Here is a 23,290-nt window from a genome sequence, read left to right on the forward strand (position 1 = left end):
GGCTTGCTCGCGAATGCGGTGTGTCAGTCGACAGATTGGCTGGCTGAGCCAACGCTTTCGCGAGCAAGCCCGCTCCCACAGGGGTTTTGTATAAGCATCCGGATCGGTGTTCAGTTCGGGTTGAAGGGATACGGCTGCTTCCAGTGTTCGAAGATCGGCTTCAACTCGCCGCTCTTCACCAGTTGCTCCATGCGCTGGTCATACAGCGCCATCAAGGCCCGAGCCTGCGGGGTGTCGGCGAAGCCGAGGTACAGCGGCAACTCGACCAGGTGTGAATAGCGATACTGCGCCGGATCCGGCGCACTGCGCATCACCGCTTCGATCTCGGTCAGCGCATCGATGTAGTAATCCGCCCGCCCCTGTTTGAGCATCGGCAGGATGCCGGTGCGGCGCTCGATCTGGTTGTAGCGTTTGACGTTCGGCAGGTAGTTTTCGTAGCGATAACCGCGCACCCAGGCCAGTCGGTATTTGCCGAGTGTCGCCAGGGTCGGCGGCGGATTGCTCGCCAGACCCAGCGCGTAGATGTGATCGGAATCGAAATTCCAGTGCGGATACAGCACTTGCCCGGCTTCATCACGATAGGAACCGACCAGCGCGTCGACTTCCTTCAACTGCACCAAACCGATCGAGCGGGTGTATGGCACGCTGCGGATCTCGACTTTGACGCCGATCGGCTCAAAGACCTTGCGCAGCACATCCCAGGCGAGTCCGTGGCCGTCGGCGGCGGTGTAGTCTTCCCAGTCTTCGCTGGCCAGATGAATCACCGCCGGCGCATGCACAGCTTCCTGAGCACTGGCGAAAGTGCTCAACAAGGTCAACATCAGCAGCGCCAGCCAGCGTCGAGCCATCCCTAGTGTCCTCACTTAACCCTGTACGGCGCGGATCAGGCGAAAATCCACACCAGTCCCTGCATGGCCAGCCAGGCGAACACGCCGGCCAGCACGTCGTCGAGCATGATGCCGACGCCGCCGTGAACATGCCGGTCGATCCAGCGAATCGGCCACGGCTTGAGAATGTCGAAGAAGCGGAACACCAGAAAACCCGCGAGCAACCAGTACCAGCCTTCCGGCACCAGCCACAGAGTGATCCACATCCCGACCATTTCGTCCCAGACGATGCCTTCGTGGTCGTGTACTCGCAGATCGTCGGCGACTTTGCCGCACAGCCAGAAGCCGAACAGCATGGTGATCCCGAGCATCAGCCAGTAACCCCAGTCGGGCAGCATCTGCCACAACGGGATAAAGGGTAGCGCAACTAACGAGCCCCACGTGCCCGGCGCTTTCGGCAGCGTGCCGGAACCGAAGCCGAACGCGAGGAAATGCCAGGGATTGCGCCAGACCGACGGCGGAACGAATTCGGCCGGAACCTGTTTCGGGTGATCTGTCACGGTGTCTCCTGAAAATGTTGATAGCCCCGGGTTTGCGGGGTGATGTCGTGCCCTTCGCGATCCAGTAGCACCACGCCCTGCCCTTCGGCCACGCGGCCGATCACATGGATCGGCCAGCCATTGGCCAGCAGCGCCGACAACTCGACGGACGGCAGGGTGAACGCCAGCACGTAATCATCGCCACCGCTCAACGCCGCGCGCTCGGCACCCCGTTGACCGAGAAACGCCACTAAAGCATCCGACAACGGTACGCGCTCGCGTTCAATCTCAAGTCGCACCTGCGATGCCAACGCGATGTGGCCGCAGTCGGCGAGCAGGCCATCGGAGATATCCAGCGCCGACGTGGCTTTGCCGCGCAGGGCCTGACCGAGGGCGAGTTGCGGTTGTGGCGACCAGTAATGATCGAGCAGCGGTTGGGCGATATGAGGTTCGGCATCACGCTGACCGAGCACCAGCGGCAGCGCACCGGCAGCATTGCCCAGCTCGCCGCCGACACAGAGCAAGTCGCCCGGTTGCGCGCCGCTGCGGGTCAACGCCTGACCGGCAGGCACGCGACCAAACACAGTCACCGTCAGGCTCAACGGCCCGCGCGTGGTATCGCCACCAACCAATGCAACGCCGCAACTCTGCGCCATGCGGTTCAAACCGCGGGCATAGGCTTGCAGCCAATCGGCGGTCACCGTCGGTACAGTCAGGGCAAGGGTAAAGGCAACGGGCGTGGCGCCCATGGCGGCCAGATCGCTGACCGCAACGGCCAGCGAGCGCTGACCGAGCAGAAACGGATCGCAGGGGTCGGCGAAATGCACACCGGCCACCAGCGTATCGGTGGAAATTGCCAACTGTTCCCCGGAGGGAACAGCGAGCAAGGCGCAGTCATCGCCAATCCCGAGAGCAACGCCTTCGCCGCCCTGCGCACAAGGCGCGGCGGCGAAGAAATTGCGGATCAGCTCAAACTCGCCCATTGAAGTATCAAGCGCGTTTCAGCGCTTGAACGCCTTCACTTCAGCTTCACGCAGGCGCGGGGCCAGCTTGTCGAGCACACCGTTGACGAACTTGTGACCGTCGGTGGAACCGTAGACTTTCGCCAGTTCGATGCCTTCGTTGATCACAACGCGGTACGGCACGTCGACGCGCTTGAGCAGTTCCCAGGTCGACAGGCGCAGTACGCACAGTTCAACCGGGTCGAGCTCTTCGATGGTCAGATCCAGGCACGGCGCCAGCGCGGTGTCGATCTCGGTAAGATTGGCCGGAACACCGTGCAGGATGTCGTGGAAGTAGCTCTGGTCGGCGAAGGTGAAATCGTTATCGACGCGAAACTGCGCTTCGATTTCGTTCAGCGAAGCACCGGCCATGTGGCGCTGGTACAACGCTTGCGTCGCCAACTGACGGGCAGCGCGGCGCTTTTCACTTTTCGAAGGCTTGCCGGCGTCGGTTGGACGCGGCTCGCGCGGGTTGAAACGATCGCTTTCGTCGCTAATCACTTGGCCTCCAACTGTGCCAGCAGGCTGACCATTTCCAGAGCGGACAGGGCAGCTTCGGCACCTTTGTTACCGGCCTTGGTGCCGGAACGTTCGATGGCTTGCTCGATGGAATCAACGGTCAGGACGCCGAACGCGACCGGCACGCCGAACTCCATGGACACCTGGGCCAGACCCTTGGTGCATTCGCCAGCCACGTATTCGAAGTGCGGAGTACCGCCACGAATGACCGCGCCGAGGGCGATGATGGCTGCGAACTCGCCTTTCTGAGCGACTTTCTGCGCAACCAGCGGGATTTCGAAGGCGCCAGGCGCGCGGATGATGGTGATGTCGCTTTCGCTCACGCCGTGGCGAACCAGGGCATCAACTGCACCGCTGACCAGGCTCTCAACAACAAAGCTGTTGAAACGGCCTACTACCAAAGCGTAGCGGCCTTTTGGGGCGATGAAGGTACCTTCGATGGTCTTCAGGGTCATTCGTCAGATCTCTTAAAGAGCCGGGACGCGTCTCGTACGCATCCCTCAGTGATATTAGCCACGAACACATGGCCGGAAAAAACCGCATTGCTGACTGGATAGCACCCTTGTGGCGAGGGGATTTATCCCCGTTGGGCTGCGCAGCAGTCCCAAAAACAGGGGCCGCTGTGCAGCCCGTCGGGGATGAATCCCCTCACCACAAGAATCCATGTCAACAATGCCGGAAACGACCGGTCATTATTCGGAGGGCACGTATTCTACAACTTCCAGATCGAAACCGGATATCGCATTAAATTTCATTGGCGCAGACATCAGGCGCATTTTGCGTACACCAAGGTCACGCAGGATCTGCGAACCGGCACCGACAATGCTGTAGGTGGTCGGTTTTTTCGGCGCTGGCTGATCACCGGTTTCACGGATATGCGCCAGCAACACGTCGCCATCGAGCGGGTGACCGAGCAACAGAACAACACCGCTGCCAGCCTCGGCAACCGCAGCCATCGCGGCGCGCAGGCTCCAGCGGCCCGGTTGCTTGACCATCAGCAGGTCGCGCAGCGGGTCCATGTTGTGCACGCGAACCAGCGTTGGCTCTTCGGCGCAAACAGTGCCCAAGGTCAGTGCCATGTGCACGTCGCCTTCCACCGAATCACGATAGGTCACCAGGTTGAATTGGCCCAGTTCGCTGTCGAGTGGCTGCTCGGCAATCCGCTGAACGGTACGTTCGTGGATCATCCGGTAGTGAATCAGGTCGGCGATGGTGCCGATCTTGATGTTGTGTTCGGCAGCAAAAGCTTCAAGTTCAGCGCGACGGGACATGGTGCCGTCGTCGTTCATCACTTCGCAGATCACCCCGCTCGGCTCGAAACCGGCCATGCGCGCGAGGTCGCAGGCGGCTTCGGTGTGGCCAGCGCGAGCGAGGGTGCCGCCAGCCTGAGCCATCAGCGGGAAGATGTGGCCCGGGCTGACGATGTCTTCAGCCTTGGCATCTTTGGCCGCCGCCGCTTGCACGGTGCGCGCACGGTCAGCAGCGGAGATGCCGGTGGTGACGCCTTCGGCCGCTTCGATCGAAACGGTGAACTTGGTGCCGAAACCGGAACCGTTGCGCGGTGCCATCAGCGGCAGCTTCAACAGTTCGCAGCGCTCGCGGCTCATCGGCATGCAGATCAGGCCACGGGCGTGCTTGGCCATGAAGTTGATGTGCTCGGCCTGGCAGCATTCGGCGGCCATGATCAGGTCGCCTTCATTCTCGCGGTCTTCGTCATCCATGAGGATGACCATCTTGCCTTGGCGGATGTCTTCAACCAGTTCTTCGATGCTATTGAGCGCCACAAGGCACCCCCCTTCTTTCGAAATTTAGAGCTTCAGGATTTGAGATAGCCGTTGGCGGCCAGAAAGCTTTCAGTAATGCCACCAGCGCTCGGCTCTGCCGCCTTGTCACCGAGCAGCAGACGCTCCAGATAACGCGCCAGCAAATCGACTTCCAGGTTCACCCGGCGACCCGGCTTGTACGACGCCATGATGGTTTCGCTCAGGGTGTGCGGAATGATCGTCAGCATGAACTCGGCGCCATCGACTTCGTTCACGGTGAGGCTGGTGCCATCGACAGTGATCGAGCCTTTGTGGGCGATGTACTTGGCCAGTTCTTTCGGCGCGCGGATGCGAAATTCCACGGCGCGGGCATTGTCGGAGCGCGAGACGATTTCGCCGACACCGTCGACGTGGCCGCTGACCAGATGCCCGCCGAGACGGGTGGTCGGGGTCAGGGCTTTTTCCAGATTGACCGGGCTGCCGCTTTTCAGGTCATTCATGGCGGTGCAGTCGAGGGTTTCACGGCTGACGTCGGCGGCAAAGCCGTCGCCCGGCAGCTCGACCGCAGTCAGGCACACGCCGTTGACCGCGATGCTGTCGCCGAGTTTGACGTCGCTCAGGTCGAGCTTGCCGGTTGCGACGTGTACCCGCACATCACCGCCCTTTGGGGTCAGTGCGCGGATACTGCCGATGGATTCGATGATGCCGGTAAACATGGGGTTCTCCTTGAGAACTAAGCCAGCGCTAACGCGATGGCCGGGAATTATACGCTCGCCGATGGCGCAGGGATGGCAGTGACTCGCCAGTCATCGCCCACCGCACGAATTTCACTGATTTTCAGCTCCGGGGCATCCTTCATATGGGCCAGCGGCCAGTCGAGCAATGGACGCGCCGTGGAGCCAAGAAACTTGCCGGCGATGAAGATCACGAATTCATCCACCAGGCCGAGCTGAGCGAAGGCGCCGGCCAAACGTGGGCCAGCCTCGACCAGCACTTCGTTGACGCCGCGATTGGCCAGTTCGATCAGCAATTGATGCAGATCGACCTGACCGTCATCACCCGGCACGATCAGGCATTCCGGGCCATTGGCGTATTGCTCTTCGACCGCCATGCAAGTGGCGACCAACGCCGGGCCGGCCTTGAAGAACGGTGCATCGAGTGGCACGCGCAGGCGCCCGTCGATCAGCACGCGCAACGGCGGACGGCTCATGGCCAACGCGGTTTGCTCACCATCCAGCCCCAACTCGTCGGCGCGCACGGTCAAACGCGCGCCATCGGCCAGCACGGTGTCGGCGCCGGTCAGCACCACGGCGGCCTGAGCGCGCAAACGCTGCACCGCCGAACGCGCGGCCGGGCCGGTGATCCATTGGCTCTCGCCGTTTTCCATCGCCGTGCGACCGTCGAGGCTCATGGCCAACTTGACCCGCACGAACGGCAAGCCGTGTTCCATGCGTTTCAGGAAACCCTGGTTGAGCTTGCGCGCCTCGGCTTCGAGCACACCGCTTGCGGCGGCGATGCCGGCATCGGCCAGACGCTGCAAACCACGTCCGGCAACTTGCGGATTCGGGTCACGCATTGCCGCAACAACCCGAGCAACCCCGGCATTCACCAGCGCATCGGCACACGGCGGCGTACGGCCATGGTGGCTGCACGGTTCCAAGGTCACATAAGCAGTGGCGCCACGGGCCAGTTCACCGGCGGCGCGCAGGGCGTGGACTTCGGCATGCGGTTCGCCGGCGCGTTCGTGCCAGCCTTCGCCGACAATCTGCCCGTCGCGCACCACCACACAGCCGACCCGAGGATTGGGGTGGGTGGTGTAGTGACCTTTACGCGCCAGTTCCAGCGCACGCGCCATAAAGTGGGCGTCGAGGATGGCCTGCTCGGCGACGGTGGTCATTCTTTCACCGGTTCGCGGGCGAGGCGGTCGATTTCTTCGCGGAATTCATTGAGATCCTGGAAGCGCTTGTACACCGAAGCGAAGCGGATGTAGGCGACTTCATCAAGCTTCTGCAATTCGGCCATGACCAGTTCGCCGACCACGAGGGATTTGACCTCGCGCTCGCCGGTGGCGCGCAGTTTGTGCTTGATGTGAACCAGAGAGGATTCGAGGCGCTCGACGCTCACCGGACGTTTCTCCAGGGCGCGTTGCATGCCGGCGCGGAGTTTTTCTTCGTCGAACGGTTGGCGGCTGCCGTCAGTTTTGATCAGGCGCGGCAACACCAGTTCGGCCGTCTCGAACGTCGTGAAACGCTCGCCGCAGGCCAGGCATTCACGCCGGCGGCGCACCTGTTCGCCCTCGGCGACCAGACGCGAGTCGATGACCTTGGTGTCGTTGGCACCGCAGAAGGGACAGTGCATGGTGGCTGGCAACAAAAAAAGGGAGGGCCATGGTAGCGCATCCCGGTGGCAAGACAAGCCATAGGGTTTGCGGTATACAGAACGGCATGATCGTTTGATCCATGGATTTCATTTTGCCGGAGCCTCCAATGCCGTTACGTCCGCTCGTTTTGCTCAGTCTTTTCAGCCTGCTGGTGGCCTGTGGCAGCGATGCTCCAAAGCCGCAGCCGCCGACTCCGGGGCCGGCGCCACAACAGGCGCAGAAAAAAGCCAAAGAGGCTGCCGAGCTCGGCCCGCTGCCGGCCTATCAGCGTGAACTGAGTGGCACCCTGCAAGGCGTGCCGGCCGGCGCCGAAGTCGAACTGGCGTTGCTGGTGATCGACGAGAAGGATCGCCCGCAACAATTGCTCGCCAGTTCCAGCCTGATCGGCAACAACCAGATCCTGCCGTTCCGCCTGCGCTTCAACCCGGACGCGTTCCCGGCCGGTGCGCGGGTTGAGCTGCGTGGCCGCGCCAGCCAGTCCGGCCAGTTGATCCTGCATTTGCCTTCGCAAACCATCAGCCAGCCGACCACTCAGGCGTTGGGCCAACTGCAATTTGTCAAAGCACCATGACGGCACCGCTCGACCTGCAACTAGCGTTAGGTGAATTGCTCGGCGACGCCAGACTCAAGGTCTGCGCGTTGTCCGACACTGATTTACAGCTATGGCTGATCGATGGCGACAACATGGATCGCCAATTCAGCCAGGAAGAAATCCAGCGAATTCTGCATGAGCCGCCCTACTGGGGATTCTGCTGGGCCAGCGGTCTGGCGGTGGCGCGTTATCTGGCGGAGTTTCCCGAGTGGGTGCGCGGTAAACGCGTGCTGGATTTCGGCGCTGGTTCCGGGATTGCCGGGATTGCGGCGGTGAAGGCCGGGGCACTGGAGGTGGTGGCGTGCGATCTCGATCCACTGGCGATTTCCGCCTGCCGGGCGAACGCCGCGTTGAATGATGTCGAGATGGGTTATTCGACGGATTTCTTTGCCGAGGCCGACCGCTTTGATCTGATTCTGGTGGCGGACGTGTTGTATGACCGGGCGAACCTGCCGCTGCTGGATGCGTTTTTGAGCCGTGGCCGTGAGGCGTTGGTGGCGGATTCGCGGGTGCGGGATTTTCGCCATCCGTTGTATCAGCGCATTGAAATGCTTGAGGCGATGACGTTGCCGGATCTCGCGGAGCCTGAGGAATTTCGGCATGTCAGCCTGTACCACGCGCGGCGTGATTGAGATCGTTAAAAGATCGCAGCCTTCGGCAGCTCCTACAGGTGCAATGCGTATCCGCGTGTAGGAGCTGCCGAAGGCTGCGATCTTTTGCGCCACCGCTTATAGTGCGTTCATTAACGCTTTGACGAGATCCCCCATGAGTGAGCAAACGCCGTACATCTTCGACGCCACGACGGCCGATTTCGACCAGTCGGTGATCGAGGCTTCTTTCAGCAAACCGGTGCTGGTGGATTTCTGGGCCGAATGGTGTGCGCCGTGCAAGGCGCTGATGCCGATGCTGCAAACCATTGCCGAGAGCTATCAGGGCGAGTTGCTGCTGGCCAAGGTCAACTGCGACATCGAGCAGGACATCGTCGCCCGTTTCGGCATTCGCAGCCTGCCGACCGTGGTGCTGTTCAAGGACGGTCAACCGGTCGACGGTTTTGCCGGTGCGCAACCGGAATCCGCCGTGCGTGCCCTGCTTGAGCCGCATGTGCAGATGCCGCCGCCGGCCGAAGCCGATCCATTCGAACAGGCTCAAGCGTTGTTCGATGACGGCCGTTATGCCGATGCCGAAGCGGCGCTGGTGGTGATGCTCAATGAAGACAACACCAACGCCAAAGCGCTGATTCTCTATGCGCGCTGCCTGACTGAACGCGGTGAGCTGGGCGAAGCGCAGACCGTGCTGGATGCGGTCAAAAGCGACGAGCACAAAGCCGCGCTGGCCGGGGCCAAGGCACAAATCAAATTCCTTGGTCTGGCGCGTGATCTGCCGGATGCGGCTGACTTGAAAGCCCGTTTGGCGAAAGATCCGCAGGACGATGAGGCGGTGTATCAACTGGCGATCCAGCAACTGGCGCGTCAACAGTACGAAGCCGCGCTGGAGGCGATGCTCAAGCTGTTTATCCGCAATCGCAATTATGCCGAGGGCTTGCCGCACAAGACGTTGCTGCAGGTGTTTGAGTTGCTGGGCAACGATCATCCGCTGGTCAGCGTTTACCGCCGCAAGATGTTTGCTGCGCTTTATTAAGCGCCCTTGTAGGAGCATGGCTTGCCAGCGAAAGCGATTTCAAAAACGCCTTCGCTGGCAAGCCATGCTCCTACAATTATTTATTCGATCCAGCTGTAAAGCGGCGTATCCCCGCCACTCACCACTTTCACGTCCGAACTGTGACGCAGACGCACCAGCAAGCGCTTGCCCGCCACCGCGCTACCGGTCAGCCCTTCAAGCTGATCGAGCAGATCCGGCCCGCTGAGTTGCCCGGCCTTGCGCAACAGATCCCGCGCCACCTGCCACAACGCATCATCCTGATTCAGCGTTTTCGCCGCTGGCGCCGACGTGGCCACTTCAGGCTGCGCCGTCTGCGCTTGCCCATTCAGGGCCGAGCCGAGCCGTGCCCAGTCGCTGTCATCCAGTTCCACCGTCAAATCCACCGGCAGGTCACCGACGGTTCCGCGTATCCGCAACATTGAGTTCGCTCCTGCACTTTTCTGACCTGCATGCTCCCACGGGACTTGTGCAACGCCAAGCGCACGGGCAAACTCTGCGGACTTTCGTTATAAGATTACATAACAAACTCTTCACTTTACTCCCGGAGTTCGCCATGCGCCGTCTGCTGCTCGCTTTGCCGTTTGCCCTGTTGCCGCTGTCCGTCGCCCATGCTGCCGATGAGCACGACCACGATCATGAACACGGCAGCCTCGGCGCACATGAGCACGGTGTCGGTCGCCTGAACGCCGCGCTCGACGGTCAGATGCTGGAGCTGGAGCTGGAAAGCCCGGCGATGAACCTCGTGGGTTTCGAACACCTCGCGACCACGGATGCCGATAAAGCCAAAGTCGCCGCCGCCCGTGCGCAGCTGGAAAAACCATTGGCGCTGTTCAGTCTGCCCGCCGCTGCCGGTTGCAAGGTCGTCGGCCAAGAACTCGAGAGCCCGTTGTTTGGCGACAAACCGGATGCCGACGATCATGACGAAGATGAAGCGGACAAGGACGGTCACGAACATCACCACGACCACAGCGAAATCCACGCGCACTACCAGATCAAGTGCGCAACGCCCGGCGCGTTGAAGACACTGGATCTGGCGAACATCTTCAATACCTTCCCGGCGACCCAGAAAATTCAGGTACAACTGATCAGCGCGAGCGGCCAGCAAGGTGCTGAAGTGACGGCCAAGGCTGCCTCCCTGAAATTCTGATCACACCGAAAATCCCCCTGTAGGAACTGCCGAAGGCTGCGATCTTTTGATCTTGCTTTAAGAAGATCAGGATCAAAAGATCGCAGCCTTCGGCAGCTCCTACAGGGCTATGAAAACTCATGAAATTGGTGCCATGACCCAAGCACTCATCGAACTGTCTGACCTGGGCTTCAGTTGGCCCGGTCACCCGCCGTTGCTGGACATCCCGGCGTTTCGTCTGGAACCGGGCGAAACTCTGTTTCTCAAAGGCCCGAGCGGCAGCGGCAAAACCACCCTGCTCGGCCTGCTCGGCGGTGTGCAGAAACCGGATCGCGGCAGCATTCGTTTGCTCGGCCAGGAACTGACCGAACTCTCCGCCGGCGCCCGCGACACCTTCCGCGTCGATCACACAGGCTACATTTTTCAGCAGTTCAACTTGCTGCCGTTTCTCTCGGTGCGCGAGAACGTTGAGCTGCCATGCCACTTCTCCAAACTGCGTGCGCAACGGGCGAAACAGCGTCACGGCAGCGTCGATCAAGCCGCCGCTACCTTACTCGCCCACTTGGGTCTGAAGGATGAAAGCATTCTCAGCCGCCGCGCCGATTCGCTGTCGATCGGTCAGCAACAACGCGTGGCCGCCGCACGCGCATTGATCGGCCAGCCTGAGCTGGTAATCGCTGACGAGCCAACCTCGGCGCTGGATTACGACGCCCGGGAAAACTTCATTCGCCTGTTGTTCGCCGAGTGCCGCGAAGCCGGATCGAGTCTGCTGTTCGTCAGCCACGATCAGAGCCTGGCGCCGTTGTTCGACCGTCATCTGTCCCTGGCCGAACTCAATCGTGCCGCCACGTCTGCCGAGGTCTGAGATGTATTTGTTTCGTCTGGCCATGGCCAGCCTGGCCAACCGCCGCTTCACCGCTTTGCTCACGGCTTTCGCCATCGCCCTGTCGGTCTGTCTGCTGCTCGCCGTTGAACGGGTGCGCACCGAAGCCAAAGCCAGTTTCGCCAGCACCATCAGCGGCACCGACCTGATTGTCGGCGCGCGCTCCGGTTCGGTGAATCTATTGCTGTACTCGGTGTTCCGCATCGGCAACGCCACCAACAACATTCGCTGGGACAGCTTCGAACACTTCGCCAACAACCCGAAAGTGAAGTGGGCGATCCCGATGTCCCTCGGCGATTCCCATCGCGGCTATCGCGTGATGGGCACCACTGAAGCGTATTTCGAGCACTACCAGTACGGTCGCAAGCAGCATCTGGAGTTGGCCGACGGTCGTGCGTTTGCCACCGATCCGTTTGAAGTGGTGCTCGGTGCTGAAGTCGCCGACGCGTTGCATTACAAACTCGGCGACCAACTGGTGCTGGCCCACGGTGTGGCGGCGATCAGTCTGGTCAAACACGACGACAAACCGTTCACCGTGGTCGGCATTCTCAAGCGCACCGGCACCCCGGTCGATCGCACGTTGCACATCAGCCTCGGTGGCATGGAGGCGATTCACATCGACTGGCACAACGGCGTGCCGGCGCGTGGCAATGGCCGGATCACGGCGGATCAGGCGCGCAACATGGATTTGACGCCGCAAGCGATCACCGCGTTCATGCTCGGTCTCAACAGCAAAATTTCCACTTTTGCGCTGCAACGCGAGATCAACGAATTCCGTGGCGAGCCGATGCTGGCGATACTGCCGGGCGTGGCGTTGCAGGAGTTGTGGAGCCTGATGAGCACCGCTGAAAAAGCGCTGTTCGTGGTTTCGCTGTTCGTCGTGCTGACCGGTTTGATCGGCATGCTCACGGCGATTCTCACCAGCCTCAACGAGCGTCGCCGGGAGATGGCGATTCTGCGTTCGGTCGGTGCGCGGCCGTGGCACATCGCGAGTCTGTTGGTGCTGGAAGCATTCGCTTTGGCGCTGACCGGGGTGATCGCCGGCGTTGCGTTGCTGTACATCGGCATCGCCGCTGCGCAGGGTTATGTGCAGGCCAACTACGGTTTGTTTCTACCGCTGGCGTGGCCGAGCGAGTATGAATGGACGCTGCTCGGTGGCATTCTGGCGGCCGCGCTGCTGATGGGCAGCGTGCCGGCCTGGCGCGCTTATCGCCAATCGTTGGCCGATGGCCTGTCGATCCGTTTATGAGGATGTTCACCATGCCCCGCGCCGTACTTGCGCTGCTGTTGCTGGTTGCCCTGCCCGTGTGGGCCGCAGCGCCGAAAGACCTGACATGGTCGGAAATGATCCCGCCGGACGCCGCGCCGGAAGTGCCGAACATGACCCCGCTGCACGACATGTCGAAAATGAGCGATGCGCTGTCGGCGGAGTCGGCGCCAGCGGCGAAGCAGGATCTGCCGAATGCGCCGGTGGTGCAGTCGCTCGACGGTCAGAACATTCGTTTGCCGGGCTACATCGTGCCGCTCGAGGTCAATGAAGAGGGGCGCACCACGGACTTCCTGCTGGTGCCGTATTTCGGCGCCTGCATCCACGTGCCGCCACCGCCGTCGAACCAGATCGTGCATGTGAAAAGCGAGTTGGGCGTGAAGCTGGATGAGCTGTATCAGCCTTACTGGATCGAGGGGCCGTTGCAGGTCAAGGCGTCGAGCAGCGAGCTGGCGGATGCCGGGTATCAGATGGAGGCGGACAAGATTTATGTATATGAGCTGCCGGAGTAAACCCCGGTAGTTTTGTGTTGAATATATAGACGCCTTCGCGAGCAAGCTTTGCTCCTACGGTATTCACCCTCTGTAGGAGCAAGGCTTGCCCGCGAAGAGGCCTTCAGAGGTTCCATAAAAACCGGCGACTTCACTGTTTCATTGAGCTGCGTCAAAAGACCGTATCAATTGGCTTCGTACCATAGGGCATCAGAAATTTTTAACGTCCTCTGGAGCCCCCATGAACAAGTCCTTGCTCAGCGCTTCGTTGTTTGCCCTCGCGCTCGCAGCCCCGCTCGCCCACGCCCACGATGCCGGTGACATCATCGTTCGCGCCGGTGCAATCACCGTCAACCCGAAGGCCGACAGCTCCAGCGTCAAGGTCGATCAGGGTCCGCTGAGCGGCGCCAATCTGGGCGGCAAGGCGACCATGAGCAGCGACACCCAATTGGGTCTCAACTTCGCTTACATGATCACCAACAACATCGGTATCGAGTTGCTGGCGGCCTCGCCGTTCGAACATGACGTGAAGCTCAAAAACACGGCCCTGCCAGCAGCCAACGGCAAACTCGGCACCCTGAAACACCTGCCGCCGACCCTCAGCGTCGTCTACTACCCGCTGGATTCGAAGTCGGCCTTCCAACCGTATGTGGGCGGCGGCATCAACTACACCTGGATCTATGACGAACACGTCGGCAGCGAAGCGCAGACTGCAGGCTTCAGCAACTTCAAGGCGAAAAACTCGTGGGGGCTGGCGTGGCAGGTCGGTGCCGATTACATGCTGACTGACAAGGTGATGATCAACGCCCAAGTGCGTTATATCGACATCGATACTCGCGCGACAGTGGAGAACAACGCAGTGGCGCCGGGCACTCGGGCACGGGTGAATGTGGATGTCGATCCGTTTGTGTACATGGTGGGGTTGGGTTACAAGTTCTAAAGAACATTCGCGTGGTGGTGGATGAGGCTTGGTGGTGGGCAGACTTGAATCTGAAGGCGACTGCCAGTTAGTTGATCGGGGGATAAATCCCCTCGCCACAAGGGATAGCGGTACATTCCGGCCGTGAAAAAGGCGCCTGTTGAAGGGCGCCTTTTTCATGTCTGATGGAATTGTTGGGTGGCTGAAATCCAACCCCCTCACCCCAGCCCTCTCCCTCAGGGAGAGGGGGAAAGGGAGCCGATCTTCATGCTTTTCAAAACCTGAGCTCGACCCGGTATTTCACGTCGGCGTAAATCGACCATCTACCGCGATCAGTCCTTCAGGAAGAAGGAAGAGAGAGCAGATTTGTGTGCTGTTCAAAACCTGAGTTCGACTCGGTATTTCACGTCGGCGTAAATCGAACATCCACCGCAATCAGTCCCCTCTCCCTCCGGGAGAGGGCTAGGGTGAGGGGCTCTTCTCAGGAACGCCCCAACAACCGCGCCAACCCCACGCTCATTGGCGTCTGCTCCGGCAGCTTAAACCGCGCCAGCAAGCGCTGATTATTCGCCCGCGAATGCCGAATATCCCCCGACCGCGCCGGCCCGTAGCTGATCGGCGGCAATTCCCCCACCACCGTCTGCAACGCCGCGAGCATTTGCTTGAGGTTCATCGACTGATTCCAGCCAACATTCACCGCGCCGGCTTCCACTTCAGGCTTTTCAATCGCCTGCACCAGCACGTCGACCAGATCCTCGACATAGAGGAAATCCCGCGTCTGCTCGCCATCACCAAACACGGTGATCGGCAACCCTTTCTGCGCGCGTTCGCTGAAGATGCTGATCACCCCGGAGTACGGCGAGGACGGATCCTGGCGTGGGCCGAAAATGTTGAAGAAGCGGAAAATCGCCGGTTCCAGACCGTGCTGGCGGCGATAGAAATCGAAGTAATGCTCACCGGCCAATTTGTCCGAGGCATACGGTGTCAGCGGTGCTTTCGGCGTGTCTTCATCAATCGACTCACCCTCACCATTGTTGCCATACACCGCCGCGCTGGAGGCGAACAGCACACGCTTGACCCCGGCCTGACGCATGGCTTCGCAGACATTCAGCGTGCCGATGAAATTGCTCTGATGCGTCTTCACCGGATCATCCACCGAAGCCTGCACCGAGGCCACAGCCGCCAGGTGCGCCACGGCGCTGCAACCCTGCATCGCCTGAGCGACCAGCGCCGCATCGGCAACATCGCCAACAACCAGTTCAACCTTGGGATTGTCCAGCGGCAGGTTGGCGCGTTTACCGGTCGACAGGTCATCGAGAATCCGCACCGAATGGCCCTTGGCGAGCAACGCGTCAGTCAGGTGTGAGCCGATGAAACCGGCGCCGCCGGTGATTAAAACAGGGCCTTCAGCCATGACGATAAAACCTATCCAGTAAAGCCGGGAGCGCGGCACGCCAGGCGCGCGGCTTGATCCCGAAAGTGTGCAGAATTTTCTTGCAGGCCAGCACCGCGTGTTGCGGTTCTTCGGCAGCGTCCGGGCGCGCGGCGTGAGCCTGAGCGGTCGGCGCTTCGATGGCCAGGGCGTGCAGGCTGCGCGCTTCGGTCAGAATCGCCTGACCCAGCGCCAGCGGCGTGGTCGCCTCGTGGCCGGCGTAATGATAAGTGCCCCACAGCGGCGCCGCGCAATCGAGTTGCTTGAGCACCGAGATGATCACCCGCGCAGCGTCGTCGACCGGGGTCGGATTGCCACGGCGATCATCGGCCAGCAGCAATTCTTCCGGTTGCTCGGCGCGGGCGAGGAAACGCCCGAGGGTGCCGTCGGCGCTGTCATCGAGCAGCCAGCCGAAACGCAGCAACACATGCTGCGGGCAAGTCGCGCGAACGCTCTGTTCGATACGCCACAGCGCCTGACCGCGCAGGCCCAGCGGCACTGGTTCATCTTTTTCGCTGTAAGCGGTGGCGCGCGAGCCGTCGAACACCCGATAACTGGAGGGCTGCACGAGGACGATGTTGTGGTGCTGGCACAATTCGGCCAGACGCTCGATCGCGCGTTCCTGCCCGGCCATACGGCTTTCGCTGACCGTTTCGGCCTGGAACCAGTCGAAATAGTAGGCGAGGTTGATCAACGCATCGGGACGGGTGTCGTCGAGCAATTGGGTCAGGCTCGCGGCATCCCAGCCGTTTTCGGGCGGGCGGGGGGCGAGGAAACCGATGTCTTCCTCCGCACCGAGGCGAATCAGCGCCTGCCCAAGGGCATTTCCGCCGCCCAGTAACATAAGGCGCATTCGCATAGAGTCAGCAGGCCCAGTCTGATTGGAACGATGGCTTGAGCGACGGATCTTGTGGAAGCGTCGCCGATAATTGCCGGAATCGTTGCATTTTGCGGGTTTAGTGCGCAACCGTCATCCGTAAAGTGTACATCCCGGATATTTGTAGTGCCTCGACTGGCGCCATCGCGAGCAGGCTCACTCCTACAGGGGAACGCATTCCAATATGTAGGAGTGAGCCTGCTCGCGATGAGGCCCGAACGGTACTTGCATCTTCCCCCCTGCGACCGCATAACTTATCCCATGAATCTGCTCCTCCCCGCCGACAGCGCTCTGGCAGGCTTTCACCCCGCCGTCAGCGCCTGGTTCCGCAAGACCTTCCCGACGGTCACCGCCGCCCAGGCCCGCGCATGGCCGTTGATCCGCCAGCGCCGCTCGACGCTGATTGCCGCGCCCACCGGCTCGGGCAAAACCCTCACCGCGTTCCTTGCCGTACTCGACGACCTCGTCCACCGTGGACTGGAAAACCCCGACGGCCTGCCCGACGAAACCCTGGTGGTTTACGTCTCGCCGCTCAAAGCCCTGTCGAACGACATCCGCATCAACCTGCAAAATCCCCTGGCCGGGATCACCGAACAGCTGCGGCAGATGAACCTGCCGGAAGTCCACATCACCACCGCCGTGCGCACCGGCGACACCCCGCAAAAAGACCGCGCCGCCATGCGCAAAACCGCGCCGCACATTCTGGTGACCACGCCGGAATCGCTCTACGTCCTGCTCGGCTCTGAATCCGGGCGAAAAATGCTCGGCACCACGCGCACGGTGATCATCGACGAAATCCATGCGATGGCCGCCGGCAAACGCGGCAGCCACTTGTCCCTGAGCCTTGAGCGCCTGCAAGCCTTGTGCGCCGAACCGCTGACCCGCATCGGACTCTCCGCCACGCAAAAACCGGTCGAAGCCGTAGCGCAGTTCCTCGTCGGCCATGACCGGCCCTGCGAAATCATCGACATCGGTCACGCCCGCCCGCGGGATCTCGGCATCGAGGTGCCGCCCGTGCCGCTTTCAGCCGTAATGGCCAATGATGTCTGGGAATTGGTCTACGACCGCCTCGCCGAACTGGCCCGCGAACACCGCACCACGCTCATTTTCGTCAACACCCGGCGTCTGGCCGAACGTCTGAGCCGGCACCTCAGCGAGCGCCTCGGCAAACATGCAGTGGCGGCGCATCACGGCAGCCTGGCCAAGGAGTTTCGTCTCGACGCTGAACAACGCCTCAAGCGTGGCGAGTTGCAGGTGTTGATCGCCACCGCCTCGCTGGAACTGGGCATCGATATCGGCGAAGTCGATCTGGTCTGTCAGATCGCTTCACCGCGCTCCATCGCCGGGTTTCTGCAAAGGGTCGGTCGCTCTGGGCACCAGGTCGGCGGCACGCCCAAGGGCCGCTTGTTCGCCACTACCCGCGATGACTTGATTGAATGCGCCGCCCTGCTCGACTGCGTGCGCCGAGGCGAACTCGATACGCTGCATATCCCCGTCGCGCCGCTGGATGTACTCGCCCAGCAAATCATCGCCGAAGTCAGCTGTCAGGAATGGTCAGAAGATGCCTTGCTGGCGATGTTCCGCCAGGCTTCGCCCTATCGCGACCTCGACGAAAAACACTATCAGGCCCTGCTGAGCATGCTCGCCGAAGGTTACAACGGTCGTCAGGGCATTCGCAGCGCCTACCTGCACCGCGACGCCGTCAGCCGCACCTTGCGTGGCCGCCGGGGGGCGAAACTCGCTGCCGTGACCAGCGGCGGCACCATCCCCGACAACGCCGATTACAGCGTGATGCTTGAGCCGCAAGGCTTGAACATTGGCAGCGTCAACGAAGACTTCGCCGTGGAAAGCATTGCCGGCGATGTGTTCCAGCTCGGCAATACCTCCTACCGCATCCTCCGTGTGGAAACCGGCAAGGTTCGAGTCGAGGATGCCCACGGCCAGCCACCGACCATACCGTTCTGGCTCGGCGAAGCACCGGGGCGCAGCGATGAACTGTCGTTCGCCGTGGCGCGCCTGCAAGCGCAACTCGACGCGTTGCTTGGCGCCAGCCCCGGAGACCTGCAACCAGCCCTCGACTGGCTGACGCAGACCCTCGGCCTCAACCGCGCCAGCGCCGAACAACTGGTCGAATACCTCGCCCGCGCTCGGCAAACCCTCGGCGCCCTGCCCTCGCAAGATACCTTGCTGATGGAGCGATTTTTCGATGAGTCCGGCGGCACGCAACTGATCATCCATTCACCGTTCGGCAGCCGCATCAACCGCGCCTGGGGTTTGGCCCTGCGCAAGCGTTTCTGCCGTACGTTCAATTTCGAATTGCAGGCGGCGGCCAGCGAGGACGCCATCGTCCTATCGCTGTCCACCAGCCACAGTTTTGAACTGGATGAAATCTGGCGCTACCTGCACAGCAACAGCGCCGAGCACATCCTTATTCAAGCGGTGCTCGATGCGCCGCTGTTCGGTGTGCGCTGGCGCTGGAATGCCGGCGTCGCGCTGGCGCTGCCGCGTTTTACCGGCGGGCGCAAAGTCGCGCCGCAGTTGCAGCGAATGAAAAGCGAAGACCTGATTGCCAGCGTGTTTCCCGATCAGATCGCCTGCCTGGAAAACCTCGCCGGCGAGCGGGAAATTCCCGAGCATCCATTGATCGAGCAAACCCTCGACGACTGCCTGCACGAGGCCATGGACAGCGAAGGCTGGCTCAATCTGCTGCGGCGCATGGAACGTGGCGAGGTGCGTTTGATCAGCCGCGATTTGCCGGTGCCCTCACCGCTCGCGGCGGAAATTCTCAGTGCGCGGCCGTACGCCTTCCTCGACGATGCACCGCTGGAAGAACGTCGTACCCAAGCGGTGATCAACCGCCGCTGGAGCGATCCGCAATCGACTGATGATCTCGGTGCGCTGGATGCCGACGCGATTACGGCTGTGCGCGAAGAGGCGTGGCCGACGCCGAACGCTGTGGATGAAATGCATGAGGCGCTGATGAGTCTGGCATGCATCAGCGAGGCTGAAGTGCGAGCGAACGAAGGCTGGCGTGGATGGGTGGAAAGCTTGGCCAAAAGCGGTCGCGCCTGTCGTTTGCAGATCGATCAGCAGCATGCCTTGTGGCTGGCTCGCGAACGCCTGACCTGCCTGCAAGCGCTTTATCCACAGGCCAAATTGCAGCCTGAGTTGGAGGCGTTGCCGGGATTCGATGAGGTCTGGGCATTCGATGAGGCGCTGGTCGAAGTAATCCGCGCGCGCCTCGGTGCGTTCGGCCCACTGCCGTTACCCGCCATAGCTGAACCGCTCGCACTGCCAACCACTCAAGTCAACCAAGCGCTCGCCCAACTGGAGCGCGAAGGTTATGTCCTGCGCGGTCAATTCACGCCGAAACTGAACATCGAAGAATGGTGCGAACGCCACCTGCTCGCGCGTATTCATCGCTACACGGTCAAGCGTCTGCGCCGGGAAATCGAACCGGTGGCGTTGCAGGATTTCATGCGCTTTCTGTTCGACTGGCAGCACCTTTCCCCCGCGACTCGTGGCCAAGGCAGCGCGGTATTGCCGGCGATTATCGGCCAGTTCGAAGGCTACGCCGCGGCGGCCTCGGCGTGGGACAGCGATATTCTCCCGGCGCGCCTGAAAGACTATTCGCCGAGCTGGCTGGATGACCTGTGCCGCAACGGCAAACTGGTGTGGACGCGCCTCAGTGCCCGGCAAAAAATCAGCGGCACGGCTTTACGCAGTACGCCAATCGTTTTGCTGCCGCGCAATCAGGTTGGCTTATGGAGCGCGCTGGCCGAACAGACGCCCGTGAGCGAACTCTCGCCGAAAACCCAGAAAGTGTTTGAAGCCCTGAGTCAGCACGGTGCGCTGTTTTTCGATGAGTTGATTCATGAAGCGCATTTGCTGCGCACCGAACTGGAAATCGCCTTGCAGGAACTGGTCGGCGCCGGGCTGGTGAACGCCGACAGCTTCGCCGGCCTGCGTGCGCTGATTACCCCGGCAAGCAAGCGCCAGCAGCGCAGCAGTCGGCGTGGACGCGGGGCGTTTGTTGGCGGCATGGATGATGCCGGGCGCTGGGCTTTGCTGCGGCGCGGGGCGGCTGTGGATAACAGCGAAACCCTGGAGCATGTCGCCATGACCTTGCTGCGCCGCTACGGCGTGGTGTTCTGGCGCTTGCTGGAGCGTGAGGCGGATTGGCTGCCGAGTTGGCGGGAATTGCTGCGCACGTTTCATCGGCTGGAAGCGCGCGGCGAAATTCGTGGCGGGCGGTTTGTCAGTGGTTTGGCGGGGGAACAGTTTGCCTTGCCCGAAGCCATTCCACTGTTGCGCGAGGTACGGCGGCGGCCGCATGACGGCAGTCTGGTGGCGGTGTGTGGGGTTGATCCGTTGAACCTGGCCGGGACGTTGCTGCCGGGGGTGAAAGTGCCAGCGTTGGTGAGCAATCGGTTGGTGTATCGCGATGGGTTGCCGGCGGCGGCGGAGATTGCCGGCAAGCAGCAGTTCTGGCTGGAGCTGGATCAGATTGCCATGGAGCAGGTGCGCGGCAAGCTGATTCGGCATTGAGGGTGACTGTTCTGACCTCATCGCGAGCAGGCTCACTCCTACATTTTGGAATGCGTTCCCCTGTAGGAGTGAGCCTGCTCGCGATAAGGCCAGTATTAGCACACGAGACCTGCGCTATGTCCGCGACCCTTGCGGCACCTCGGTCGCAACCACCTCACCCTCCTGCACCTGCCGCTTCGGCAACAAAACCTGCTGTGGATAAGTCTGCGCGAAATGCACCGTCTCGGTGTTATCCACAAGCTTCTTCAAACGCTGGTTAAACGCCCGGCTCACCGCATACTGCCCGCCCGACACCGTTCTGAATTGCGCCGTCAGCACCACGCCATTCAAATCCATCCGATCCACGCCAAATACATCCAGCGGCCCTTGCAGGTTGTACTTGAGGAACGGGTCTTCGCGGATCGAATCGCCGGTCTCACGAATCAGCTCGATGGCCTTGTCCACATCCGTGTCGTAAGTGAACTGCACCGAGAAAAACGCATAGGCGAACTGCCGCGACTGGTTGGTCACCGCCTTGATCTGGCCAAACGGCACCGAGTGCACAAAACCCTTGCCGTCACGCAGCCGCAAGGTACGAATGGTCAGCCCTTCGACCGTACCGGCATGCCCGGAATCAAGCACCACCCAATCACCAATCGACAGGGTGTCTTCGATGATGATGAACAGCCCGGTAATCACGTCCTGCACCAGTTGCTGCGAACCGAAACCGATGGCCAGACCGACCACACCGGCACCCGCCAGCAGCGGCGCAACGTTGATCCCCAGGTTGGCCATGGTGGTGATCGCGCAGATCACCACGAGGATGATTTTGATCGCGTTGCGCAGCAGCGGCAGGATGGTTTTCACCCGTGTGCTCGGTTGGCGCGCCGCGCGTTTGCTGAGCGGCGGTTTCAGTGCCTCCTGAATCGCCGTGTCGAGCACCACCCACAACAGCCAGGTCACCAGGAAGATCAAACCGATGCTGCTCAACGCGTTACTGATCGCTCGCCCGACCGTGCTGCTCTGGGCGAAATCGAGCAGCGACACGCCCCAGATCCGTCCGAGAATATCGATGAAGGCGATGGCGATCACGATCCGCAGCAAGGCGTGCAACAGGCTCAGGAAGCGTTCCTTGTAGGCGCTGCTGCGCTGGATCGCTTCGGCTTTTCGTGACTTGAACAAGTGCTGCAGAATCGTGCTGAGAAATACCGTGCCGATCAGCAGCACCGTAGTGAACAACGCGCAGCGCAGGGCTTTTTGATTGTCCTCGCCGATGCCGATGAGGTTGACCGCCGAGACCAGCACCATCAACACAATCGGCCAATACCACAGCCCGGAAAAAATCCGCAGTGACTCCTGCAAGGAGGGCTGTTTCAAACGTTGGGCCAGCGAACGGTTGCGGATCAGATGCGCCACTGGGCGACGCAAGCGAATCACCAACAGTCCGAAAATCACCGAGGCGATCAGGCCGGTAAACACGGCGACGCTGCTGGTGATATTGCCGCCCAGTTGCCGGGCGATTTGCGGGCTGGTCAGCGCATCGCTGAGGGCGGCGAGGAAGCCGATCAGGAACAACGGACGCGGGCAATAATTGCGGATGATGCGTGCGGCGGGACGTTTGTGCCCGACGTTGAACATCACCACCACGCATAACAGCATTGAGGTGGAAAAGATGCCGCTGCTGGTGGCATAAGCCAGACACAGCGCCAGCGCGCGCCCCACCGAAGCTTGCAGAAAATGACTGACATACAGGGTTAACGGCAGGCAGATCAGCGCTGGAAGCGTGTACGGCAGCAAGTAGCCGATCAGATCCTGACTGCGCTGGCGGGTGCGTAACCAGCGGCCTCCACGCATACGGTTGGCCAACAAACTGCCGAGAACGGTGAGCAGCGCAAAACTGCCGAGCCAGGTGCCGGACAGCGTGAGGAAATCTCCGGCGACACTCCAGCCTGAGCGGTTCGACGGCTGGTTGACCAGTTTGTCGACTTCATCGGCCGCACGGTCGGCGCGCAGGCGCCAGGCGTCGACCAGATGCTCGTTGATGTCGAGTTTGTCCTGCACGTCGTCGATGCTCGAACTGATCGCACCGAGCAGACCGCCCTGCACCAGCGGCTCGGGTTTGGCCGGTTCTTCGGCAGCGGCCGGAACACCCGGCAGCGCGGCGGCGTCGATTTCACTGGCACCGAGAAACAGCAATGCTCCCAGCAGAATGGCGATCCTGAACTTGACCAAAACTCCGATCTCCCGTGGCTGAACCTGTAAGGAACTGATCAAGTTTTGCGCGGCAAGTTCAAGAGCCCCCTCACCCTAGCCCTCTCCCAGAGGGAGAGGGAACTGACCGAGTTGACTGGTCTTGATGCATCGACCTGAAGGTCTACAGTCGAACTCAGGCCTTCAAAACCACGCAGATCTGCTCCCTTCCCCCTCGCCCCCTTGGGGGAGAGGGTTGGGGTGAGGGGGAGCGCTTTTGATCTTCGCCATAGATGTG

At 61.2% G+C, this 23,290-nt stretch carries 22 protein-coding genes; 9 read left to right on the forward strand and 13 right to left on the reverse strand.

Features of this window, described 5'->3' with window-relative positions; all coding sequences use genetic code 11:
* Positions 1–110: 110 nt before the first annotated feature.
* The 9 genes from QMX93_RS05045 to nrdR form a co-directional block, all read right to left on the reverse strand.
* Entirely contained in the window at positions 111–848 is a 738-nt protein-coding gene (locus QMX93_RS05045; RefSeq protein WP_282353244.1) for a transporter substrate-binding domain-containing protein, read from the reverse strand.
* A gap of 35 nt (positions 849–883) precedes the next feature.
* Entirely contained in the window at positions 884–1,387 is a 504-nt protein-coding gene (locus tag QMX93_RS05050) for a phosphatidylglycerophosphatase A (RefSeq protein ID WP_007910933.1), read from the reverse strand.
* Positions 1,384–2,349, reverse strand: coding sequence for a thiamine-phosphate kinase (thiL, locus tag QMX93_RS05055; protein WP_212546253.1), 966 nt, complete (start codon positions 2,347–2,349; stop codon positions 1,384–1,386). The genes QMX93_RS05050 and thiL overlap by 4 nt, the downstream gene beginning before the upstream one ends.
* 18 nt (positions 2,350–2,367) lie before the next feature.
* Positions 2,368–2,868: a transcription antitermination factor NusB gene (nusB, locus tag QMX93_RS05060; protein WP_282353252.1), complete on the reverse strand. Its 501-nt coding sequence runs from the start codon at positions 2,866–2,868 to the stop codon at positions 2,368–2,370.
* Positions 2,865–3,341, reverse strand: a complete 477-nt coding sequence (gene ribE, locus QMX93_RS05065; protein ID WP_003228649.1) for a 6,7-dimethyl-8-ribityllumazine synthase — start codon at positions 3,339–3,341, stop codon at positions 2,865–2,867. Before ribE ends, nusB begins: the two co-directional genes overlap by 4 nt.
* Before the next feature lie 237 nt (positions 3,342–3,578).
* A complete protein-coding gene (gene ribBA, locus QMX93_RS05070; RefSeq protein WP_008081846.1) occupies positions 3,579–4,670 on the reverse strand; it encodes a bifunctional 3,4-dihydroxy-2-butanone-4-phosphate synthase/GTP cyclohydrolase II in 1,092 nt (363 codons plus the stop codon).
* Between the two features lie 32 nt (positions 4,671–4,702).
* Entirely contained in the window at positions 4,703–5,365 is a 663-nt protein-coding gene (locus QMX93_RS05075; protein ID WP_150694725.1) for a riboflavin synthase, read from the reverse strand.
* A gap of 47 nt (positions 5,366–5,412) precedes the next feature.
* Complete coding sequence (gene ribD, locus QMX93_RS05080) at positions 5,413–6,546, reverse strand: bifunctional diaminohydroxyphosphoribosylaminopyrimidine deaminase/5-amino-6-(5-phosphoribosylamino)uracil reductase RibD (RefSeq protein ID WP_282353261.1); 1,134 nt, start codon at positions 6,544–6,546, stop codon at positions 5,413–5,415.
* Entirely contained in the window at positions 6,543–7,007 is a 465-nt protein-coding gene (gene nrdR, locus QMX93_RS05085; RefSeq protein WP_007910946.1) for a transcriptional regulator NrdR, read from the reverse strand. The genes ribD and nrdR overlap by 4 nt, the downstream gene beginning before the upstream one ends.
* Positions 7,008–7,135: 128 nt before the next feature.
* Between nrdR and QMX93_RS05090 the strand changes: the two genes are divergently transcribed.
* From QMX93_RS05090 to trxA, 3 genes are all read left to right on the forward strand, one after another.
* Complete coding sequence (locus QMX93_RS05090) at positions 7,136–7,600, forward strand: YbaY family lipoprotein (RefSeq protein ID WP_053124259.1); 465 nt, start codon at positions 7,136–7,138, stop codon at positions 7,598–7,600.
* Positions 7,597–8,253 (forward strand): 50S ribosomal protein L11 methyltransferase, encoded by a 657-nt coding sequence (locus QMX93_RS05095; RefSeq protein WP_282353267.1) that lies wholly within the window; start codon positions 7,597–7,599, stop codon positions 8,251–8,253. Before QMX93_RS05090 ends, QMX93_RS05095 begins: the two co-directional genes overlap by 4 nt.
* A 133-nt stretch (positions 8,254–8,386) precedes the next feature.
* Positions 8,387–9,259, forward strand: coding sequence for a thioredoxin (gene trxA, locus QMX93_RS05100; protein WP_053124262.1), 873 nt, complete (start codon positions 8,387–8,389; stop codon positions 9,257–9,259).
* A gap of 80 nt (positions 9,260–9,339) precedes the next feature.
* Here trxA and QMX93_RS05105 read toward each other — a convergent pair whose 3' ends face one another.
* Positions 9,340–9,699, reverse strand: a complete 360-nt coding sequence (locus QMX93_RS05105; RefSeq protein ID WP_282353270.1) for a hypothetical protein — start codon at positions 9,697–9,699, stop codon at positions 9,340–9,342.
* Positions 9,700–9,833: 134 nt separating this feature from the next.
* On the opposite strand from QMX93_RS05105, the gene QMX93_RS05110 reads away from it, so the two are divergent.
* The 5 genes from QMX93_RS05110 (at position 9,834) to QMX93_RS05130 (ending at position 13,987) form a co-directional block, all read left to right on the forward strand.
* Complete coding sequence (locus QMX93_RS05110; RefSeq protein WP_282353272.1) at positions 9,834–10,427, forward strand: DUF2796 domain-containing protein; 594 nt, start codon at positions 9,834–9,836, stop codon at positions 10,425–10,427.
* A gap of 133 nt (positions 10,428–10,560) precedes the next feature.
* Positions 10,561–11,271, forward strand: a complete 711-nt coding sequence (locus tag QMX93_RS05115; protein ID WP_053124268.1) for an ABC transporter ATP-binding protein — start codon at positions 10,561–10,563, stop codon at positions 11,269–11,271.
* A gap of 1 nt (position 11,272) precedes the next feature.
* A complete protein-coding gene (locus QMX93_RS05120) occupies positions 11,273–12,538 on the forward strand; it encodes an ABC transporter permease (RefSeq protein ID WP_053124270.1) in 1,266 nt (421 codons plus the stop codon).
* An 11-nt stretch (positions 12,539–12,549) separates the two neighbouring features.
* Positions 12,550–13,068 carry a DUF3299 domain-containing protein gene (locus tag QMX93_RS05125; RefSeq protein ID WP_282353275.1) on the forward strand — a complete coding sequence of 173 codons (519 nt, stop codon included), beginning with the start codon at positions 12,550–12,552 and terminating at the stop codon, positions 13,066–13,068.
* Positions 13,069–13,288: 220 nt separating this feature from the next.
* The gene (locus tag QMX93_RS05130; RefSeq protein ID WP_053124272.1) at positions 13,289–13,987 is read left to right on the forward strand and encodes an OmpW family outer membrane protein; all 699 of its coding nucleotides are present in this window, start codon (positions 13,289–13,291) and stop codon (positions 13,985–13,987) included.
* A 460-nt stretch (positions 13,988–14,447) separates the two neighbouring features.
* Here QMX93_RS05130 and QMX93_RS05135 read toward each other — a convergent pair whose 3' ends face one another.
* Both QMX93_RS05135 and QMX93_RS05140 read right to left on the reverse strand, forming a co-directional pair.
* Positions 14,448–15,380, reverse strand: a complete 933-nt coding sequence (locus QMX93_RS05135; RefSeq protein ID WP_212551339.1) for an NAD-dependent epimerase/dehydratase family protein — start codon at positions 15,378–15,380, stop codon at positions 14,448–14,450.
* A complete protein-coding gene (locus QMX93_RS05140; RefSeq protein WP_201231465.1) occupies positions 15,373–16,257 on the reverse strand; it encodes a sugar nucleotide-binding protein in 885 nt (294 codons plus the stop codon). The genes QMX93_RS05135 and QMX93_RS05140 overlap by 8 nt, the downstream gene beginning before the upstream one ends.
* 279 nt (positions 16,258–16,536) lie before the next feature.
* Here QMX93_RS05140 and QMX93_RS05145 point away from each other — a divergent pair, with 279 nt between their 5' ends.
* Positions 16,537–20,823: a DEAD/DEAH box helicase gene (locus QMX93_RS05145; RefSeq protein WP_282353289.1), complete on the forward strand. Its 4,287-nt coding sequence runs from the start codon at positions 16,537–16,539 to the stop codon at positions 20,821–20,823.
* 114 nt (positions 20,824–20,937) lie between these two features.
* Here QMX93_RS05145 and QMX93_RS05150 read toward each other — a convergent pair whose 3' ends face one another.
* Positions 20,938–23,034, reverse strand: a complete 2,097-nt coding sequence (locus QMX93_RS05150) for a mechanosensitive ion channel family protein (protein ID WP_053124278.1) — start codon at positions 23,032–23,034, stop codon at positions 20,938–20,940.
* Positions 23,035–23,290: the final 256 nt, after the last annotated feature.

The organism is Pseudomonas sp. PS01303, from assembly GCF_029959385.1.
Classification (GTDB): Bacteria; Pseudomonadota; Gammaproteobacteria; order Pseudomonadales; family Pseudomonadaceae; genus Aquipseudomonas; species Aquipseudomonas rustica.

What these genes read in the sequence shown, in the direction of transcription:
- QMX93_RS05045 (WP_282353244.1), bottom strand. Translation starts at nt 848, where the DNA reads ATGGCTCGACGCTGGCTGGCGCTGCTGATGTTGACCTTGTTGAGCACT.
- thiL (WP_212546253.1), bottom strand. Translation starts at nt 2,349, where the DNA reads ATGGGCGAGTTTGAGCTGATCCGCAATTTCTTCGCCGCCGCGCCTTGT.
- ribE (WP_003228649.1), bottom strand. Translation starts at nt 3,341, where the DNA reads ATGACCCTGAAGACCATCGAAGGTACCTTCATCGCCCCAAAAGGCCGC.
- QMX93_RS05075 (WP_150694725.1), bottom strand. Translation starts at nt 5,365, where the DNA reads ATGTTTACCGGCATCATCGAATCCATCGGCAGTATCCGCGCACTGACC.
- ribD (WP_282353261.1), bottom strand. Translation starts at nt 6,546, where the DNA reads ATGACCACCGTCGCCGAGCAGGCCATCCTCGACGCCCACTTTATGGCG.
- nrdR (WP_007910946.1), bottom strand. Translation starts at nt 7,007, where the DNA reads ATGCACTGTCCCTTCTGCGGTGCCAACGACACCAAGGTCATCGACTCG.
- QMX93_RS05090 (WP_053124259.1), top strand. Translation starts at nt 7,136, where the DNA reads ATGCCGTTACGTCCGCTCGTTTTGCTCAGTCTTTTCAGCCTGCTGGTG.
- QMX93_RS05095 (WP_282353267.1), top strand. Translation starts at nt 7,597, where the DNA reads ATGACGGCACCGCTCGACCTGCAACTAGCGTTAGGTGAATTGCTCGGC.
- trxA (WP_053124262.1), top strand. Translation starts at nt 8,387, where the DNA reads ATGAGTGAGCAAACGCCGTACATCTTCGACGCCACGACGGCCGATTTC.
- QMX93_RS05105 (WP_282353270.1), bottom strand. Translation starts at nt 9,699, where the DNA reads ATGTTGCGGATACGCGGAACCGTCGGTGACCTGCCGGTGGATTTGACG.
- QMX93_RS05110 (WP_282353272.1), top strand. Translation starts at nt 9,834, where the DNA reads ATGCGCCGTCTGCTGCTCGCTTTGCCGTTTGCCCTGTTGCCGCTGTCC.
- QMX93_RS05115 (WP_053124268.1), top strand. Translation starts at nt 10,561, where the DNA reads ATGACCCAAGCACTCATCGAACTGTCTGACCTGGGCTTCAGTTGGCCC.
- QMX93_RS05120 (WP_053124270.1), top strand. Translation starts at nt 11,273, where the DNA reads ATGTATTTGTTTCGTCTGGCCATGGCCAGCCTGGCCAACCGCCGCTTC.
- QMX93_RS05125 (WP_282353275.1), top strand. Translation starts at nt 12,550, where the DNA reads ATGCCCCGCGCCGTACTTGCGCTGCTGTTGCTGGTTGCCCTGCCCGTG.
- QMX93_RS05130 (WP_053124272.1), top strand. Translation starts at nt 13,289, where the DNA reads ATGAACAAGTCCTTGCTCAGCGCTTCGTTGTTTGCCCTCGCGCTCGCA.
- QMX93_RS05135 (WP_212551339.1), bottom strand. Translation starts at nt 15,380, where the DNA reads ATGGCTGAAGGCCCTGTTTTAATCACCGGCGGCGCCGGTTTCATCGGC.
- QMX93_RS05140 (WP_201231465.1), bottom strand. Translation starts at nt 16,257, where the DNA reads ATGCGAATGCGCCTTATGTTACTGGGCGGCGGAAATGCCCTTGGGCAG.
- QMX93_RS05145 (WP_282353289.1), top strand. Translation starts at nt 16,537, where the DNA reads ATGAATCTGCTCCTCCCCGCCGACAGCGCTCTGGCAGGCTTTCACCCC.